Consider the following 18,043-nt stretch of genomic DNA (forward strand, 5'->3'; position numbering starts at 1 on the left):
GGCCCGGACGCGGCAGCGGCCGCTGGAGTCGTGAACAGGCAGAGGGCGGTGGCGGCGGCCACCGCCCGGAGTCCCAGGGTGACGAAGGGGACCGGGGGGATTCTTCTCATATGCCGAAATTACTTTGCAGAGAGTTCTCGGCAAAGCTTTGTCTGCAGATATCGTTCTGCAGGACTAGGCTGATCCTCATGAAGGATGACGAGACGAGGGATGACGAGCCGTTCCTGCTCGACGACCCCGGGAAGCTCAAGGCCCTCGCCCACCCCATGCGGCGGCTCATGCTGCGCCATCTCAACGTCCACGGCCCCGCGACCTCCACCACGCTCGGCGAGCTGCTCGGCGCGAAGACCGGCACGACCAGCTACCACCTGCGCCAGCTGGAGAAGTACGGCTTCATCGAGGAGGTCCCCGAGCGCTCGACCGGCAGGGAGCGCTGGTGGCGCAAGGCGAGGGGCCCGCGTGACCTGCGGCTCCCCATGCCCGAGCAGCTCGCCCCCGAGGACCGGCCCGCCCTCGCCGAGTTCCACCGGATCGGCATGGAGGAGGACCGCGAGCTGATCGAGCGATTCCCCGAGGCCTACCTGCGCGATCCCGAGTGGGCCACCGGGTCGCGTGGCCTGGGCCGGATGACCAAGGCCGAGTTCAAGGAGTTCTTCGAGGCCTACATCGCGTTGCTGATGAGATACAGCCCCCTGCCCGAGGACGCGTCCCCCGGCGCGCGTCCCATGCACATCCGGCTCTTCGCCATGCCCGCCGACGAGAACTGACACCGGCGGTTCACCCCTCTCCCGAGCCTGCGGCCGGGACGGTACCGGCGCCCGACCAGGGGGTTGACGAGCCTTCCCTCCCAAAACGGCCATCCATGACTTTTGACCCATTGACGTCATGTTTCCGACTAGTTAAATTAAGTGTAGAAATAAGGCGTTGATTTACCGTTCCCCGTAAGTCGCCCTTCACCTGCAGTTAGACCTTCCACCCCCCGGATCCGCAGTGGAGACATGCATGAGAGGTCTGTTCCGTCCTGCCGCCTTATGGACTGCCACGGCAGTCGCGGCAGCTCTGCTCGCAGTACCGTCGACCCCCGCCTACGCCGACACGTTGTTGTCGCAGGGTAAGGCCGCGACGGCCTCATCGACCGAGAACGCCGGGACGCCGGCGAGCGCCGCCGTCGACGGCGACGCCGGGACCCGCTGGTCCAGCGCCAACACCGACGCCCAGTGGCTCCAGGTGGACCTCGGCACCTCGACCAGCGTCAACAAGGTCGTGCTGAACTGGGAGGCCGCGTACGGCAGCGGATACAAGGTTCAGATCTCCACGAACGGCACCACGTGGACGGACCTGAAGACCGTCACCGGCGGTGACGGCGGGATCGACACCTGGGACGTCACCGGCACCGGCCGGTACGTCCGGATGCAGGGCGTCACACGGGCCACCGGCTACGGCTACTCGCTGTGGGAGTTCCAGGTCTTCGGCCCCGACGGCGGCCCCGGCCCCGGCGGGCCGTGCGGGACCACCAACGCCGCGCTGAACAAGACCTACAGCGCCTCGTCGATCCAGGGCGCCGGCCTTCCCGCGAGCGCCGCCTTCGACGGCAACAACGGGACCCGCTGGGCCAGCGTGGCGAGCGACCCGCAGTGGGTCCAGGTCGACCTCGGCTCGGCACAGAACCTCTGCAAGATCGACCTCAGGTGGGAGGCCGCGTACGCGAGCGCCTTCAAGCTCCAGGGATCGACCAACGGCACCACCTGGACCGACCTGAAGACCGTCACCGGCGCCACCGGCGGCGTCCAGTCGCACGACGTGACCGGCTCCGCCAGGTACGTCCGGATGCTGGGCAGCGCGCGGGGCACCGGCTACGGCTACTCACTGTGGGAGTTCGCGGTGTACACCACGTCGGACGGTCCCGGTCCCGAGATCCCAGGCGGCGGTCCGCTGGGCCCGAACGTCCACGTCTTCGACCCGTCGATGTCCAGCGCCACCATCCAGAGCCAGCTGGACGCGGTCTTCACCCAGCAGGAGTCGGCCCAGTTCGGCACCGGGCGCCACGCCTTCCTGTTCAAGCCCGGCACCTACAACGTGAACGCCAAGGTCGGCTTCTACACCTCGATCATCGGCCTGGGCCAGAACCCCGACGACGTCACCCTGAACGGTGTGACCGTGGACGCGGGCTGGTTCAACGGCAACGCCACCCAGAACTTCTGGCGCTCGACGGAGAACCTGTCGGTCCAGCCTCCCGGCGGCACCAACCAGTGGGCCGTCTCCCAGGCCGCGCCGTTCCGCCGCATGCACATCAAGGGCGCGCTGAACCTGGCCCCCACCGGCTACGGCTGGGCGAGCGGCGGCTACATCGCCGACAGCAAGATCGACGGTGCCGTCGGCCCGTACTCGCAGCAGCAGTGGTACACCCGTGACAGCTCCGTCGGCGGCTGGGTCAACGGCGTGTGGAACATGGTCTTCTCCGGGGTGCAGGGCGCTCCCGCCACCGACTTCCTCGGCAAGTCCTACACCACGCTGGAGAACACCCCGATCAGCCGCGAGAAGCCGTACCTCTACGTGGACGGCGGCGGCGCCTACCGGGTGTTCGTCCCGGCCCTGCGGACCAACGCGCGCGGCGTGAGCTGGGCGAACGGCTCCACCCCTGGCAGCTCGCTCCCGCTCAGCCAGTTCTTCGTCGCCAAGCCCGGCGACTCGGCCGCGACCATCAACGCCGCGCTCGGCCAGGGTCTGCACCTGCTGCTCACCCCCGGCATCTACCACCTCAACCAGCCGATCAACGTGACCCGGGCGAACACCGTGGTCCTCGGCCTCGGCCTCGCGACGATCATCCCGGGCGGCGGCTCCACCGCGGTCAAGGTGGCCGACGTGGACGGCGTGAAGCTCGCCGGCTTCCTGGTGGACGCGGGCACCCAGAAGTCCGACGTGCTCATCGAGGTCGGCCCGCAGGGGTCGAGCGCGGACCACGCCGCCAACCCGACCACCCTGCAGGACGTCTTCGTCCGCATCGGCGGCGCCTTCGCCGGCAACGCCACCACCAGCGTCGTCGTCAACAGCGACGACGTGATCATCGACCACACCTGGCTGTGGCGCGGCGACCACGGCGAGGGCATCGGCTGGAACGTCAACACCGCCGAGACCGGTCTGATCGTCAACGGCGACGACGTCCTGGCCACGGGCCTGTTCGTCGAGCACTACCGCAAGTACGACGTCGAGTGGTACGGCGAGCGCGGCCGGACGATCTTCTTCCAGAACGAGAAGGCGTACGACCCGCCGAACCAGGCGGCCTACATGAACGGCACCAGCAAGGGGTGGGCGGCCTACAAGGTCGGCCCCGCGGTCAACAACCACGAGGGCTGGGGTCTCGGCAGCTACGTCTACTTCAACGTCGACCCGACGATCGAGGTGGAGAACGGCTTCGAGGCGCCGGTGAAGCCGGGCGTGAAGTTCCACAGCCTGCTCACCGTCTCCCTGGGCGGCAACGGCCGGATCAACCACGTGATCAACGGTGTGGGCGGCCCCGCCTTCGGCACCGCGACGATCCCGTCCAAGCTCGTCTCCTACCCCTGAGGTCCTGAGCCCGCCTGATCAGCGGTGGTCACAGCGCTCTCCTCGCTGATCAGGCGTTCCACCCCACGCCGTGGGTCTCCGCCGGACGCGGAGGCCCACGGCTTCTCCATGCCGGGGGCTCGCGTCAGGACGCGGCGGGGGCGGCGGGGGCGCGGTAGCGCAGGCCGTCCATCAGCAGGTCGAGCAGGCGGCGAGCCTGGTCGCGCTGCTCCGGCTCCCCCGCGGCGAGGGTCACGCCGCTCATGCTCACGACCACGTCGACCGGATCGACGTCCGACCTCAGGGTCCCGGCGGCGGCGCCCGCCCGGAGCAGCGTCGTGATCGCCTCGATCAGCCGGTCCCGGCTCTGCTCGTACGGGTTCCCGCCGGACGCGATGACCACGCGCAGCGCGTCGGCCATGCCGCGCTTGGTCGTCATGTAGTCGACGAAGTGGTCCATCCAGGTGCGCGTCGCCTCGTCCGGCGGCAGGGTCTCCAGCAGGTCGGGCACGACGTCGCACAACCTGTTCAGCTCGCTGCGGTACGCCTCCTCGATGAGCGCCTCGCGCGTGGGGAAGTGGCGGTAGAGGGTGCCGATGCCGACGCCCGCGGCCTTCGCGATCGCGTCGAGCGTCACGTCCGGCCCCTCGTGGGAGAACGCGCGCACGGCGACCTCCAGCAGCCGTTCGCGGTTGCGCCGCGCGTCGGCGCGCAACGGTCGGGGGCCGGTGGCCGACACTGTCTCTCCTCGTCAGTCCCTGCGGACATGGTGGTGGGCATGGTGGTGGGCATGGTGGCCGGCGCGCTGGACGCCGGGGCGGCTTGCTAAACGGAGGAATCTCCGCTTACAGTGGTTCGTAGTGGAGGGTCCTCCGTTTCCACATCGTACCGGCCGGGCCCTCGTTCGTACAGCCGAGCACATCGCCGACAGGACAGGCATGACCATGACCGAGAACAGCCGCATCACCACACCGTTCACCGCCACGTCCACCGCCGCCGAGGTCGTGGACGGCATCGACCTCACCGGCCGCCGCGTCGTCGTGACCGGTGGAGCGTCCGGCATCGGCATCGAGACCGCGCGGGCGCTCGCCGGAGCGGGCGCGGAGGTGACCCTGGCGGTACGCGACCTCGACGCCGGGGAGCGCACCGCGAACGACATCGTCGCGACCACCGGCAACAAGCAGATCCTCGTCGCCCCGCTGGATCTCGCCAACCAGGCCTCCGTGGCGGCGTTCACGTCCGCGTGGGACGGCCCGCTGCACGTCCTCGTCAACAACGCCGGCGTCATGGCGTCGCCCGAGGCGCACACGCCGGAGGGCTGGGAGCTGCAGTTCGCCACCAACCACCTCGGCCACTTCGCGCTCGCCACCGGGCTGCACCGGGCGCTCGCGGCGGCCGGCGGCGCCCGCGTCGTGTCGGTCAGTTCGAGCGCGCACCTGCGCTCCCCGATCGTCTTCGAGGACATCCACTTCCGGGAGCGCGCCTACGAGCCGTGGTCCGCGTACGGGCAGTCGAAGACGGCCAACGTGCTGTTCGCGGTCGAGGCGACGAAGCGCTGGGAGAGCGACGGCATCACCGTCAACGCGCTCATGCCCGGCGGCATCCGTACCAACCTGCAGCGGCACGTCTCCCAGGAGGACCTCGACCGGGCGGTCGCGGCGGCCGGGGGCGCGAGCGGCATCACCTGGAAGACGCCCGAGCAGGGTGCCGCCACGTCCGTGCTGGTCGCGACGTCGCCGCTGCTCGAAGGCGTCGGCGGGCGCTACTTCGAGGACTGCGAGGAGGCGGGCCCGAACCGGCCCGGCTCCCGCAACGGGGTCGCCGCGTACGCCCTCGACCCCGAGGCGGCGGCCCGTCTCTGGCAGGTGTCCGTCGAGACGCTCACCCGGTGACACCCCGGGCGCCCGCCCCACCCGCCGTCACCGGAAGCGTTCCCGACCTCGGCGGCGTCTTCGCCGACCTCGGCCGTGAGATGGGCGCCTTCATGACGAGGTACGACGAGCGCGAACGCTCCGCGATCTTCGACTACGTCACCGACACCATCGCGGTCCTCAAGGCCCGGACCGCCCGCCTGGCGTCGTCCGACGGTCGGTGACACGGGCGGTCGCCGTGAACCCCGGCGCGCCACGGGGACGCCTTCAGCCCTGTCGCGGGCCGACCGGCGAGGCGAGGAACTCCCGGACGGCCGCGACGAACCCGTCGGGGTCGCCGGTGTGGACGAAGTGGTCGCCGTCCAGCTCGGCGAGGCGGGTGCCGGGGCGTCGCTCGACCATGGCGCGGGCCTGGTCGGCGGGGATGACCCCCTGGGTGCCCCGGACCAGCAGGGCGGGACAGGTGGTCGCCAGCCAGTCGCCCCAGTGGTCGCCGTGAACCAGGTCCTCGGAGTCGACCATGTCCTGGGGGTGGAAGGGCAGCCGCCAGGTGCCGTCGGCGTTCTCGCGCAACGTGCCGGCGAAGAAGGGGGCCATCCGGCCGAGCCCTTCGACGAGCGCCTCGCGGGTGGGGGCCTGGTCGCGCAGGGTGAGGACGAAGGCCAGCGGGTTGGGGCCGTGCGGGTCGAGCGAGACCGGCCCTTCCACGTTGACGAGGGCCTCGACCCGGCCGGGGTGGCGGGCGGCGAACTGGTAGGCGTTGATGGCGCCCAGCGAGTGACCCAGGATCGTGACCCGGTCGAGGCCGAGGTGGTCCAGCAGGGCGAGGACGTCGTCGAGGTAGCCCTGGCGGGAGTAGTCGGCCGCCCGGTCGGAGTCTCCGTGGCCGCGCTGGTCGGGAGCGATGACACGCCATCCGGGAGCCAGCCCGGCCGCCAGGCCGGCGAAACCCGCGCCTTCGGACAGGTGGCCGTGCAGGGCGAGCAGGGGACGGCCCGTGCCGCCGAAGTCGAGGTAGGACAGGCGGCGGCCGTCGATGCGCAGCTCGGCGCGGATGGGACCGGTCACGGCAGGTCCCCAGGGGATCGTCGCTTCATGCCGGCGACCATAACGCGGACTTGGGCGCTTGCGCAAGGCGCTTGCCTTAGGCGCTTGTATTAGGCATACGCCTGATTCGCTCGTGCCAGGCGTGGATACCATGCCTGGCATGGGAAATCGCGAGGATCTGCTGGCCGGGGCGCGGCGCTGCCTGGAGGAGAAGGGGTGGGCGCGCACCACCATCCGTGACATCACGGCCGCCGCGGGCGGGGTCAGCATGGCCGCCATCGGATACCACTTCGGCTCGCGCGAGGCACTGCTGAACGCGGCCCTCATCGAGGCCATCGACGAGTGGGGCACCGAGACCGGCCGTACCCTGTCCGGCTACGCCGAGCCGGGCGCCACCCCCGCCGAACAGTACGAGGCCATGTGGGAGAGGATCATCGAGTCCTTCACCGCGCACCGGCCGCTGTGGATCGCCAGCTTCGAGGCGCTCCTGCAGGCCGAGCACTATCCCGAGCTGCGACAGCACCTGGCGCGCGGCCAGGCCGAGGGCCGTCGCGGGCTGGTGTCGATCCTGACGGGCGTCCAGGAGGACGCGGTCGACGACGGGGTGGTGCGCACCCTGGGCGCGGTGCAACTGGCCCTGATCAGCGGCGTCATGACGCAGTGGCTGCTCGACCCCGAACAGGTCCCGTCCGCGGCCCAGGTGGTGGCCGGCCTGAGAGCCGTCGTGGGCGGCCTCGATCCCGCGACGGGGTGACGGCTCCTACGCGAGGTGACGACCCTTCGGCAAGGTGACGGGCCTTGGTGAGGTGACGAACCTTCGGCAAGGTGACGGGCCTTGGTGAGGTGACGGCGATTCCCGGAATCGCGCGGACCCTGTCGCCGCGGCCCAACGGCCACACCAGCGAAGAGCCACACCACCAAACGGCCACACCACCGAGCGGCCTCCCCGCCGAACCCTCGGTGAATGCACCTCTCGTACTTGTCGTACTTTGGGCCGATCCAGAGTGACAAGGGCTCTCGTACCATGATGAGGTGCTCCCCCTTGTTCGTTCTGTGTGGGACGAGCCCCGTCCCCCCGATCCGCCTCGGCGGGTGTGGCGGGACTGGGCGCTCGTAGGAGTGCTCGTCCCGATCGCGGTGCTCGAAGGAGTGCTGCGGCCGGACCTCCCGTGGCGGGCCGTCTCGGTGGCGGTCACCGTCGGGCTGATCCCCACGCTGCTGTGGCGCCGGAGCAGGCCGCTGCCGGTGGTCGCGATCGTCTTCGGCACCACGAGCCTGGCCCCGCTGCTGACGGGCGGCGAGTCCGCGGAGACGTACACGATGGGCTACCTGCTGATCGTGGTGTACTCGCTGTTCCGGTGGGGGGCCGGGCGCGAGGCGGTGATCGGGTTGGTGATCATGGTCGCCGCGGTCCATCTCTCGGTCGTCTCCGGCCGTCTCGCCCCCGCCGACCTGGTCGCCGCGTTCGCCGTCATGTTCTCCGCCGCCGCCCTGGGCGGGGCGCTCCGGTACCGGGCGAGGGCGAGGATGCGCGAGCTCGACCAGGTCAAGATGCTCGAACGCGAGCAGCTGGCCCGCGACCTGCACGACATCGTCGCCCATCACGTCTCGGCGATGGCGATCCGCGCCCAGGCCGGCATCGCCACCTCGGCGTCGCGGCCGAACGCCGCGACCGAGGCGCTCCACGTGATCGAGGCTGAGGCGTCGCGCGCCCTCGCCGAGATGCGCGCCATGGTCCGCGTCCTGCGCCGGAACCAGGCCGCCGACCTGGCTCCCGGCCGGCGCGTCACCGACCTCCGGCAGCTCGCGAGCCGGGGCGCCTCCGGCCCGTCCGTCGACGTGGAGATCTCCGGCGACCTCGACGGCCTCCCCCCGTCGGTCGAGGCCGCGGTCTACCGCCTCGCCCAGGAGTCGGTCACCAACGCCCGGCGGCACGCCCGGCACGCCACCCGCGTCGAGGTCCGCGTCACCGCCGACGACACGTCGGTGCGCCTGCGCGTGAGCGACGACGGCGACACCGCTTCCGTACGCCCGTCCGCGCCGCCGGGGTACGGGCTCATCGGCATGATCGAACGCGCCGAGCTGCTCGGCGGCACCTGCGAGGCCGGACCGGACCCCGACCGGGGCTGGACCGTCACCGCCGTACTGCCCAGAAGCGGGGCGGCGGCGTGACCATCCGGGTGCTCGTCGCCGACGACCAGGAGATCGTCCGCACCGGGCTCGTGATGATCCTCGACGCCCAGCCGGACATCGAGGTCGTCGGCGAGGCCGCCGACGGGCGGCGAGCCGTCGAGCTCGCGCGGCGCCTGCGCCCCGACGTGTGCCTGTTCGACATCCGCATGCCCGGCATCGACGGCATCCACGCCACCCGCCTCCTCGCCGGACCGGCCGTCGACGACCCCCTCGCCGTCGTCGTCATCACCACGTTCGACCTCGACGAGTACGTCTACGCCGCGCTGCGGGCCGGTGCCCGGGGGTTCCTGCTCAAGGACGCGGGCACCGTCCTGCTCACCCAGGCCGTCCACGCCGCCGCCGGCGGTGACGCGCTCATCGCCCCGAGCGTAACCGCGCGCCTGCTCGGCGCCTTCGCCGCCGCCGGGCCCACCTCGGCGTCGGCGCACCCCATCGAGGCGCTCACCCACCGGGAGGAGGAGATCCTCGTCGCCGTGGCGCGGGGGCGGACCAACAACGAGATCGCCGACGAGTTCCACATCTCCCTCAGCACCGTCAAATCCCACATCGCGAGCCTGATGGCCAAGCTCGGCGCCCGTAACCGCGTCGAGATCGCCATGTGGGCCTACGAGACCAGGCGCCTCGGGAACTGACCCGGGCGCCGGTGGTTCCCCGTCCCGTTCTCATGGGTCGTGACGGCTCGGGCGGTGGCCGCTCCTCGACGGAACGGCCACCGCGGACCGGCCGATCGTCCGTCGATCGGGCGTACTTTCGCCTGATGAGTCCCTCGCGCAGGGCTTCTACCGTGATTCTCGTGGCCCGGGACACCCCCGGCGCCACCTGGCCGGTGACGCCGTCGATCCACTCCACCGGCACCGGCCACGACGCCGATCCGCGAGCATCGCGGGTCCCGGCGATCCCCGTACCCACCCGTGATGGATGAGGAGAACGCGATGAAGGCATTCGTCCTGCGCTCGTACGGCTCACCCGACGTCCTCGATCTGACGGACGTCGACAAGCCCGTTCCCAATGACGACGAGGTGCTCGTCCGGGTGCGTGCCACCTCCGTCAACCCCTACGACTGGCACAACATGAGAGGCGAGCCGTATGTCGCGCGCCTGATGGGCGGCCTGGGGCTGCGCGCACCGAGGCTCCGCGTCCTGGGCGCCGACGTGGCCGGGCAGGTCGAGGCGGTCGGCCGGAACGTGACGGGATTCCGCCCCGGCGACGAGGTGTTCGCGCTGCTCAAGCAGGGCGGCTTCGCCGAGTACGTGTGCGTCGGGGAGGACGAGCTGGCGCCGAAACCGAAGAATCTGTCGTACGGGCAGGCGGCGGCGGTACCGATGGCGGCCGTCACCGCCCTGCTGGCCCTGCGCGACGACGGGCGGATCCGGCCGGGGCAGCGGGTCCTCGTCAACGGCGCCTCGGGAGGGGTCGGAACGTTCGCCGTGCAGCTCGCCCGGGCGTTCGGCGCGGAGGTCACCGGCGTCTGCGGTCCGGGGAACGTGGAGCTGGTCCGGTCGATCGGCGCCGACGAGGTCGTCAACTACGCCAAGGAGGACTTCACCCGGGACGGGCGACGCCACGACCTCCTGCTGGACATCGCGGGAAACCGCCCGGTGTCGGCGTGCCGTCAGGCGCTGGCTCCCAAGGGGGCCCTCGTCCTCGTCGGAGGACCGGGCGGCCGATGGGTACAGCCCCTCGGCCACATCCTCTCGGCCCTCGCGACCTCGCCGTTCGTCTCCCAGCGGACGGCCAGGACGGACACGACCCGATGCACGGAGAACAAGAGGAACCTGACGACCCTGACCGAGCTCATCGAGGCCGGGAAGGTCACCCCGGTCATCGACCGGGACTACCCGTTCGCGGAGACCCGGGCGGCCGTCAGGTACCAGGAGGAGGGACACGCTCGGGGCAAGGTCGTCATCACGCTCTGAGACGACGGGCTCGTCACCTCTGGATCGATGGGTCCGTCACGCGTACGACCATCACCTCTCGCGGGCGGCGCGACGTGGACGCGGAGATCGCGGCGGACCTCGTGGTGGGCCTCGTGGTGGGCCTCGTGGTGGGCCGGTGTGGTTCGGGGGCATCAGCGGTGTCCCCCTCCCGTGGCACCGTCCGGTGAAGGGGAGAGCCGGCGCGAGACCTGTTTCACGAGCCGGCTCCAGGCCGTCCGCGTCGGGTCACCACCGCCCCGCTCGCGGCCATGGACAGGATCATGCCCAACTCGCCGCGGGTTCCCACGTCTGGGAGAGGTACGGCAGGCGGGCCGAGCGATAGAGCGTGACGATCAGGGCCGTGACGGCCACGAACCAGGCGACGGCCAGGGCCGGACCCAGGTCGGCGTAGCCGTACCCGGCCAGCATGCCGAGCGCTCCCAGACCGGCGACGGCCCAGCGCAGAACGTCGAGGAGGACGACCCTGAAGATGTCCCCGCCGGGACGGATCCGCTTGATGACGGCGTCGACGGACAACCACACGGTGATCAGGGCACCGGCCGTACCGGCGATGCCGATCCCGTGCTCGACGGGGGAGAGCGTCAGGAGAGCGTTCGAGGGCGCGCCGGACACGACCATGACGACAAGCGAGGCGCAGAGCGTGGCGACGGCGAAGACCCTGGCCCGGTCGAAGGGGTCGTCGGCGGACCGCCGAAGCTGGGACAGCCCCGACACGCACAGGCACCAACCGATGGGGTCGAACAGCAGGTCGAAGCCGTTGACACGCAAGGCGGCGAAGGCGAAGAGGAAACCGGTGGCGATCTTCGCGACGGGCAGCATGCGTCACAACCTTCCAGGCTTGTCCATGTCCATGTCCATGTCCATGTCCACGTCCACGTCCACGTCCACGTCCACGTCCACGTCCACGTCCATGTCCACGTCCGCGGAAGGGTTGGCCTTCAGGGCCAGTCCGGGCTCACCGCGTCGTTGCAGACCTTGCCGGCGAGACCTCGCTGCCAGGCGACCGGCAGCCTCGCCTCGGGTCCTGTCAGCTCCCACGAGTCCCACGTCACCTCCGCCGACCCCGAGCCCATCCAGGTGCTGTAGGTGAAGCTGACCGGCTGGGGCTCGCGTGGCACCGCCGCACAGTCGGTGATGACAACGCTCCTCCGCAGGGTCTTCAGGTCACCACTCCCCACGGTGACCGAAGAGGGATCCTCTTTCGTCCCGTCGGCGGGCAACAAGCGGATTCCCGTCGCCGGGATCACGAGCACCGACAGCACCGGTAGCACCGCCATCAGTGCCACGAAAGCGGCACGTAGTCGTAAGTGGTTCAAAGCGTTCCCCCTGAAGAAGAGTGCCCGCGACCCGCCCCGGTCGCTCCGAGGTCGCCCCTCCGGCCGCCGCGCGTACCCATGTTGACCGCACCCCGTTGCGGGAAACGTATATTTCTGCTTTAAATGCTTTTTAGAAACTTTCATCGTCATTCATTCGTTATCACCGAATGCTTGGGGAATCGGCGGGGGCCTTCGCGGGGGAAGCCGGACATGGAGTTTCGAGTACTGGGGCGGCTTGAGGTATGGCGTGACGGATTGTGTATCGGTATCTCGGCTCCCAAACAGCGCGTTCTTCTCGCGACGCTGCTGTGCCATGCCAATGAGGCGGTCTCCCGTGACCGCCTGATCGACACCCTGTGGGGAGAGCGCCCGCCCCGTTCGGCCGGCGACAACCTCCGGATCCACGTCTACCACCTGCGACGGCTCCTGGGTGACGAGGGCAGAATCGTCCGGCGCGTGTACGGCTACGCCCTCGACGTCCGGCCCGGAGAGCTGGACGCCGACACTTTCAGGGACATGTCCGATCGGGGACTGGCCGCCTCCGCCGCCAACGACCTGGCCGCCGCGAGCCGTTCGTTCGGCGGCGCGCTGGCGCTGTGGCGAGGCGGCACGTCGTTCGCGGAGGTGCCGCGGCGCGGGCCGATCGGCGCGACGGCCGACGCGCTCGACGAGCGACGCGGCCCTGCTGCCGACATCGGGGCCACTGGCACCGGGGCCACGGCCGGCGCGCTTTCTGGACGTCCTTCTCAGATGAGGCCCGGCCCTCCGGGGCGATCACCGGCCGCGCAGATACCGCCAGCCGAGCACGCCGAACCACAGCATGACGGGCAGGTGAAGGGCGTACCCGAGCTGCTCCATCTCCACCGACGGTCCCCTGACCCCGGTCGTCCACGGGAGCGCGACCGCCGCCAGCCCCGGAAGCACGACGATCGCACCGGCGCGGCGGAGTGCCGTGGGCATCGGGACAGCGGCCGCGGTGGCGGCGGTGGCCGCGACCCACAGCAACCCGGCGAGGTTCACCGTCCACTTGGCGGTGAGGATTGTCGCGGTGGCCGCGGCGGCGACCTCGGGGACGGCGGTCAGCCGGGTGAGCGCCAGGTTGCCCGCGTCGTGGAGCATGCCCGCCAGCCCGGCGGCCGCCAGCAGCCCTCCGGCGAGCACCACCAGGTACGGTCTGGGCGCCCCGGCCGAACCGGCGGCCGTCACCAGCCCCGCGGCGGTCAGCGCCAGCCAGCCCAGCACGTCGAGGGCGAGCTCGATCAGGTGCGGGCCGACCCGCTCGCCCACCGCGGCCAGCGCGGCGGCGGGGTCGGAAGGATTCAGGGTAAGCCCCGATGGCACCGCGACGGCCGCACCGGCGACCATGGCGATGAGCGAGCCCAGCAGCAGTACGCCGGTGAGCCGGTTTCCAGGGTTCGAGTCGGTCATGGACGGGACGGTAGAACCCTGACACAGGGGCAAGGTCAACACGAGAGGTCGAGATGTGGCGGATCGGACAACTGGCGCGCATGGCCGGCGTCTCTGAACGCACCCTGCGGCACTACGACAGGACCGGACTGCTCGCGCCCGCCGCGACGGACCGGGCCACCGGCTACCGCTGGTACGGCGTGGCCGAGCTGTCCCGGCTCGAACGCATTCGCGCGTTGCGGCGCCTCGGCCTGCCGCTGCGCCAGATCGCCGACCTGCTGGAGGCTCCCGAGGCACAGCTGCGGCAGGCCGCGGCCGAGATCCTGACGAGCATCCGGCGGGACATCGCCACCCTGTCCGCGACCGCCGCCCACGTGGAGGACCACCTCGCGACGCCGATGTCGATCCTGCCGCGGCAGACCACGGTGGGCCCGCGCCACCTGCGCGTACACCGCCTGCGCCTCGACCACCCGGCCGGGCTGGCCGCCGTCTGCCCGGCACCGCCCGCGACCCTGCTGACCTGGCTGCGCCGGCTCCCGGCCGGTGGGTTCGACGCGGCGGTGACCACCGACCGCGACGGGGAGCGGCTCGTCCTGCCCGCCCGCACCGTCGTACGCGCCGTCGTCCCGCCCGCCGCCGGTGTGGTCCGGGCCGGGCGGGAGCTGTTCGGCTGGCTGGAGCGCCACCGCCTGGACGTCGCCGGTCCCACCGTGGAGGAGCACCTGGTGGACGCCGACGGCACGCGGGCCACCGTCCTGGAGATCTCCGTGAGCGGGGGTCCGGCGCCGCTCGCGTGACCGCCCGCGAGGTGACGGGGGCGGGGAGGAGCCGTCCGGGCGACGTCTCCTCCCCGCCTTCGATCGAAAGAGTCTCCTCCGATCAGAGGAGCCCTCCGACCTGACCGCCGATCAGAGGAACCCTCCGGCCCGCCCTCCGGTCACCCGCAGGTGGGTGAGATCGCGCCGGTGAGCGCCCGGTTGGCGTCGCGCACCCGCTTGGCGTCGGGCTTGGTCACGGTCCTGTCGTAGGTCATCAGCCCGTTGATCTCGGTCTCGACGTCGGTGGTCTGGGTGTAGATCGCCGCGCTGAGTCCGTCGCAGGCGTGCAGCCTCTCCAGTTCCCTGTTCATGGCGACGTACCGCGTGGTGAGGGCCTCGGGGTCGGGCTCGGTCGCGTAGCCCCAGCCGCCACCGGTCCAGGTGTGTCCGATCACCGGCAGGGCGAGGCCGCCGTACTCGCCGAGAACGGACGCCCTGGTGGCGCTCGGCTGTCCGGGACTGCCGGGCCCCGGGTAGATGTGGTAGTCGGCCACGTCGCCGTTGCCGCCGTCGACCGCGCCGCAGCAGTTGATGCCGCTCATGTTGTTCACCAGCCGTGAGGGGTCCCAGCTCTTGACCTGGTCGGCGAGCCTCGCCTGGTCGTACTGGCCCCAGCCCTCGTTGAGCGTCACCCACATCACGATCGACGGGCTGCTGCGGTGCTGGTCGACCATCTCGCGCGTCTCGGCCTCGAACTGGGCGCGCTCGGCCGCGTTCGAGGTGCCGAACATCGACGGCATGTCCTGCCAGACGAGCAGCCCGAGCCTGTCGGCGTGGTGGTACCAGCGGTCGGGCTCGACCTTCACGTGCTTGCGCACGGCGTTGAAGCCGAGCCTCCTGGTCTCCTCCAGGTCGTACCGCAGCGCCCTGTCGGTCGGCGCGGTGTAGATGCCGTCGGGCCAGAAGCCCTGGTCCAGCGGGCCGATCTGGAAGACCGGCTCGCCGTTGAGCAGGATCCTGGTCCTGCCGCCCACCTGGCCCGTCGAGATGGTGCGCATCCCGAAGTAGCTCTCCACCCGGTCGGCGCCCCTGAGCTCGACGGTGAGGTCGTAGAGGAACGGATTGTCCGGCGACCACAGTTTCGGGTTCGGGACGGGCAGCCGCAGCTCAGTGCCGACGGGGCCCGAGACCCTGCCGACCACCCGGTTCCGGTCGCGGGCGGTGACGACGGCCACCCGGCCGGCTGCACCGGAGGCCGCCACCGTCACCTTGAGGGCCTGCCCGGCCACGTCGGGCGTGGTGTGCACCGCGTCGATGTGCGCCCTGGCGACGGGCTCGATCCACACCGTCTGCCAGATGCCGGAGGCGGGGGTGTAGAAGATGCCGCCGGGGTTGAGGCGCTGCTTGCCGACCGGCTGGCGGCCGGTGTCGGTCCCGTCGGCGACGCCGACGACGAGTTCCTGCTCGCCCTTGGGCTTGAGCGCGTCGGTCACGTCGACCGTGAACCGGTCGTAGCCGCCCTTGTGGGTGCCGACCTGCTTACCGTTGACGTAGACGGTCGACTCCCAGTCGACGGCGTCGAGGTGCAGCAGCAGCCGGTCCTTCTTCCAGGACGGCGGCACGGTGAAGGTCCGGCGGTACCACATCCGGTCCTCGTGCCTGCCGATCCCGGAGAGCGTCGACTCCACCGGGAACGGTACGACGATCCGCTCGGCCAGGTCACGGCCGGACGGGACCGCCTCGCCCGCCTCGGCGGCGGCGAACTGCCAGACGCCGTTGAGGCTGCGCCACCTGTCCCTGGTCAGCTGCGGGCGGGGGTACTCGGGCAGCGGGTCGCGCGGGTCGACGTCCTTCGCCCACCGCGTCCGCAGGGTGTACGTCGAGTTGTTGATCACCAGCGCGTGGGCGAAGGCCTCCAGCAGGATGCCGTCGTCCCGGACGATGCCGCCCTCTCCGTCGTAGGAGGCGCGTACGGCGTTGCCCGCCCGGCCGGGTACCGCGAACCCGAGCTTCAGCCTGATCCTCGTCTCCTCCTCCAGCGCGGCCGCCGTGACCGGCCACCTGGTCCCCGCGACGGTCAGTCCCAGGTGCTCGTGCGCCCCGGCGGGCAGCGGCCTCAGCCGGACGTCGCCGAAGTCGAGCGTGACGGTGTCGCCCGCGGCGCCGACCGTGGCGCCGGCCGGTCCCGGCGGGTCGAAGCCCTCGGGCAGGAAGAACGCCCCGGCGGGCACGATCTCCCTGGCCTGGCTCGGGCTCTGCCAGCGCAGCCGCAGGTGGGCGCCGCCGAAGTGCTCGAAGTACTCGATCCTGATGTCGTACCGTCTCCCGGCCTCCAGGGCGATGGGGGTACCGACCTGCTCGACGTCCCAGTCGTCCACCCAGTGGTCGATCACCACCTGGCCGTCCACCCAGAGCCGGAAGCCGTTGTCGCCGATCATCGAGAACGTGTACGTCTCGGAGTACTCGGGTTCGATCCGGCCCGTCCAGCGGACGGCGACGTCGTCCTCCCTGCCGGTGAGCTCCCTGAGCACCGGGTTGAGGTCGGCCAGCTCGATGGCCGGGTCGACGACCGTGGCCTTGAGCTCGGCGAAGTCGAACGTCCCGGGGGCGGAGTTGAGGTGGTAGTCGCCGCGCAGCCCCTGCCGCCCGGCCTCGGCCGAAACCGAAACCGAAGCCGAGGCCGAGGCCGAGACTGAGGCTGAGGCTGAGGCCGAGACTGAGGCTGAGGCTGAGGCCGCCGGAACCGCGACGACCTGCACGACGAGGGCGAGGATCATGGTCAACAGGAGGGAGGTTCGTCCGCGCATACGGTGATGCCTTCCTGGTCACAGTCGAACAGATGCCGATCCGTTGTGACCTAAAAGAAACATCCCTGACGATCCGCGGTCAAGATATTTGATCGGATTCGTTCATATTCGGTCAGAGATGACCTCGCCGTGCGGCCCCGAGCCTCACTTTCCCTTCGGAGGAGCTTCGAGCGTCACCGGAAAATCTCCGAACAGATCGAGCGTGGGAAGATCCTCGGCCTCGACGACCAGGTCCTCGGGCGGCGGCTCGACGGTCACCCTGGCACCCCAGCCGGTGAAGCGCAGGTCGGAGCCGAGGCCCAGTTCGTAGTTGTCGTTCGTCCGCTGGGAGGTTTTGGTGGTCAGGCGGGTGACCCTGCCCCTGGCGTCGAACCAGAGCGCCCAGGCGAGCTTCTCGCCGCGTTCCGACGGGATCCCGCCGAAGGGCAGGCCGGGGATCTTGGAGGTGTAGATGGTGCCCTTCGCGGCGCGCGGGCCGACGGAGGAGGCGGTGTCGAGCAGTGCCCGCAGCGTGCCCGGCTGGAAGAGATCGACCGTGACGTCCGTGGGACTGGATTCGGGCCATCTGCTGCGCACCCACTTCTTGCCCAGCGGCAGCCTGCCGACCAGCTCACCACCTGAGGTGTAACTCGCGTCTTTGACCCTGATGAGCAGCGTCGGGAAGAGCACATCCGACTTAATCTCCTCCGGGACGTCCGGCGCGTAGTACGTGGTGCTGTCATCCGTCTCCACCAGCCCTCCCCTACGGAATCCGGTGACCCGGTCGGTCCGGATGGTCATGAATCGCTTGCCGTCGGCCGACAGGTGGGTGACCAGGGAAACGGTGACGCCCCTGCCCGGCGCGACCTGGTCGCGGAGCACCTTGACCGGGTCGGGAGCGGCGGCATGGGCGGGCAGCGGCGTAAGGAGAACGAGGCTCGCCACGAGGCCGGCAATAACCCTTTTCATATGATTTCCTTCGGCGTCCGGAGAGGAAGGGAATCCTTCCAATCGAAGATCACGACGCCATCTCGGATCCGCGCTGACCCACATGAACGGGATCCGGACAATCGCGTTCTCCCCCGTTACGGAAGTCACGGAAAAGCGCGTCGGCACCTGGGCGGCGAAAACGGCTCGCGCCCGCGACTTCCCGTCCGCCGGACTGGTCATCTGTCCGCGTCCTGT

At 70.5% G+C, this 18,043-nt stretch carries 17 protein-coding genes and 1 pseudogene; 11 read left to right on the forward strand and 7 right to left on the reverse strand.

All coding sequences use genetic code 11. The features are described 5' to 3' along the window. Nucleotides 1–188 precede the first annotated feature (188 nt). Nucleotides 189–767: an ArsR/SmtB family transcription factor gene (locus ACFYWM_RS27885; protein WP_389919168.1), complete on the forward strand. Its 579-nt coding sequence runs from the start codon at nt 189–191 to the stop codon at nt 765–767. Nucleotides 768–1,098: 331 nt separating this feature from the next. Then, nucleotides 1,099–3,564, forward strand: coding sequence for a discoidin domain-containing protein (locus tag ACFYWM_RS27890; RefSeq protein ID WP_389919170.1), 2,466 nt, complete (start codon nt 1,099–1,101; stop codon nt 3,562–3,564). A gap of 124 nt (nt 3,565–3,688) precedes the next feature. Here the strand turns inward: ACFYWM_RS27890 and ACFYWM_RS27895 are convergent, their stop codons facing one another. After that, complete coding sequence (locus ACFYWM_RS27895) at nt 3,689–4,282, reverse strand: TetR/AcrR family transcriptional regulator (RefSeq protein WP_389919172.1); 594 nt, start codon at nt 4,280–4,282, stop codon at nt 3,689–3,691. Nucleotides 4,283–4,481: 199 nt separating this feature from the next. Between ACFYWM_RS27895 and ACFYWM_RS27900 the strand changes: the two genes are divergently transcribed. Together ACFYWM_RS27900 and ACFYWM_RS27905 are read left to right on the forward strand one after the other, a co-directional pair. Then, a complete protein-coding gene (locus ACFYWM_RS27900) occupies nt 4,482–5,435 on the forward strand; it encodes an SDR family NAD(P)-dependent oxidoreductase (protein ID WP_389919175.1) in 954 nt (317 codons plus the stop codon). Next, nucleotides 5,432–5,638, forward strand: a complete 207-nt coding sequence (locus ACFYWM_RS27905; RefSeq protein ID WP_389919178.1) for a hypothetical protein — start codon at nt 5,432–5,434, stop codon at nt 5,636–5,638. The genes ACFYWM_RS27900 and ACFYWM_RS27905 overlap by 4 nt, the downstream gene beginning before the upstream one ends. A gap of 43 nt (nt 5,639–5,681) precedes the next feature. On the opposite strand, the gene ACFYWM_RS27910 is transcribed toward ACFYWM_RS27905, so the two are convergent. Further along, a complete protein-coding gene (locus ACFYWM_RS27910; RefSeq protein ID WP_389919180.1) occupies nt 5,682–6,482 on the reverse strand; it encodes an alpha/beta fold hydrolase in 801 nt (266 codons plus the stop codon). A gap of 139 nt (nt 6,483–6,621) precedes the next feature. Between ACFYWM_RS27910 and ACFYWM_RS27915 the strand changes: the two genes are divergently transcribed. The 5 genes from ACFYWM_RS27915 to ACFYWM_RS27935 all read left to right on the forward strand — a co-directional run bounded on the left by ACFYWM_RS27915 (nt 6,622) and on the right by ACFYWM_RS27935 (nt 10,570). Continuing rightward, entirely contained in the window at nt 6,622–7,215 is a 594-nt protein-coding gene (locus ACFYWM_RS27915; RefSeq protein ID WP_389919183.1) for a TetR/AcrR family transcriptional regulator, read from the forward strand. Nucleotides 7,216–7,493: 278 nt separating this feature from the next. After that, nucleotides 7,494–8,633, forward strand: coding sequence for a sensor histidine kinase (locus tag ACFYWM_RS27920; protein ID WP_389919186.1), 1,140 nt, complete (start codon nt 7,494–7,496; stop codon nt 8,631–8,633). Further along, nucleotides 8,630–9,286, forward strand: a complete 657-nt coding sequence (locus ACFYWM_RS27925) for a response regulator (RefSeq protein WP_389919188.1) — start codon at nt 8,630–8,632, stop codon at nt 9,284–9,286. Before ACFYWM_RS27920 ends, ACFYWM_RS27925 begins: the two co-directional genes overlap by 4 nt. Before the next feature lie 161 nt (nt 9,287–9,447). Continuing rightward, entirely contained in the window at nt 9,448–9,576 is a 129-nt protein-coding gene (locus ACFYWM_RS27930) for a hypothetical protein (protein ID WP_389919191.1), read from the forward strand. A 10-nt stretch (nt 9,577–9,586) separates the two neighbouring features. Beyond that, nucleotides 9,587–10,570, forward strand: a complete 984-nt coding sequence (locus ACFYWM_RS27935; RefSeq protein WP_389919193.1) for an NAD(P)-dependent alcohol dehydrogenase — start codon at nt 9,587–9,589, stop codon at nt 10,568–10,570. A 279-nt stretch (nt 10,571–10,849) separates the two neighbouring features. On the opposite strand, the gene ACFYWM_RS27940 is transcribed toward ACFYWM_RS27935, so the two are convergent. Further along, nucleotides 10,850–11,410, reverse strand: a complete 561-nt coding sequence (locus tag ACFYWM_RS27940) for a hypothetical protein (RefSeq protein ID WP_389919195.1) — start codon at nt 11,408–11,410, stop codon at nt 10,850–10,852. A gap of 119 nt (nt 11,411–11,529) precedes the next feature. Next, nucleotides 11,530–11,868 (reverse strand): hypothetical protein, encoded by a 339-nt coding sequence (locus ACFYWM_RS27945; RefSeq protein ID WP_389919198.1) that lies wholly within the window; start codon nt 11,866–11,868, stop codon nt 11,530–11,532. A 249-nt stretch (nt 11,869–12,117) separates the two neighbouring features. Here ACFYWM_RS27945 and ACFYWM_RS27950 point away from each other — a divergent pair. Further along, nucleotides 12,118–12,573, forward strand: a pseudogene (locus tag ACFYWM_RS27950) (winged helix-turn-helix domain-containing protein); the annotation flags it as partial. 108 nt (nt 12,574–12,681) lie between these two features. Here ACFYWM_RS27950 and ACFYWM_RS27955 read toward each other — a convergent pair. Next, nucleotides 12,682–13,335: a hypothetical protein gene (locus ACFYWM_RS27955; protein ID WP_389919201.1), complete on the reverse strand. Its 654-nt coding sequence runs from the start codon at nt 13,333–13,335 to the stop codon at nt 12,682–12,684. Nucleotides 13,336–13,388: 53 nt separating this feature from the next. On the opposite strand from ACFYWM_RS27955, the gene ACFYWM_RS27960 reads away from it, so the two are divergent. Next, nucleotides 13,389–14,111 carry a helix-turn-helix domain-containing protein gene (locus tag ACFYWM_RS27960; protein ID WP_389919204.1) on the forward strand — a complete coding sequence of 241 codons (723 nt, stop codon included), beginning with the start codon at nt 13,389–13,391 and terminating at the stop codon, nt 14,109–14,111. 140 nt (nt 14,112–14,251) lie between these two features. On the opposite strand, the gene ACFYWM_RS27965 is transcribed toward ACFYWM_RS27960, so the two are convergent. Beyond that, nucleotides 14,252–16,879 carry a PA14 domain-containing protein gene (locus ACFYWM_RS27965; RefSeq protein WP_389919206.1) on the reverse strand — a complete coding sequence of 876 codons (2,628 nt, stop codon included), beginning with the start codon at nt 16,877–16,879 and terminating at the stop codon, nt 14,252–14,254. A 144-nt stretch (nt 16,880–17,023) separates the two neighbouring features. Beyond that, nucleotides 17,024–17,827 (reverse strand): hypothetical protein, encoded by an 804-nt coding sequence (locus ACFYWM_RS27970; RefSeq protein WP_389919208.1) that lies wholly within the window; start codon nt 17,825–17,827, stop codon nt 17,024–17,026. Nucleotides 17,828–18,043 lie beyond the last annotated feature (216 nt).

The organism is Streptosporangium sp. NPDC002721 (assembly GCF_042888905.1).
In the GTDB taxonomy this organism is placed as follows: Bacteria; Actinomycetota; Actinomycetes; order Streptosporangiales; family Streptosporangiaceae; genus Streptosporangium.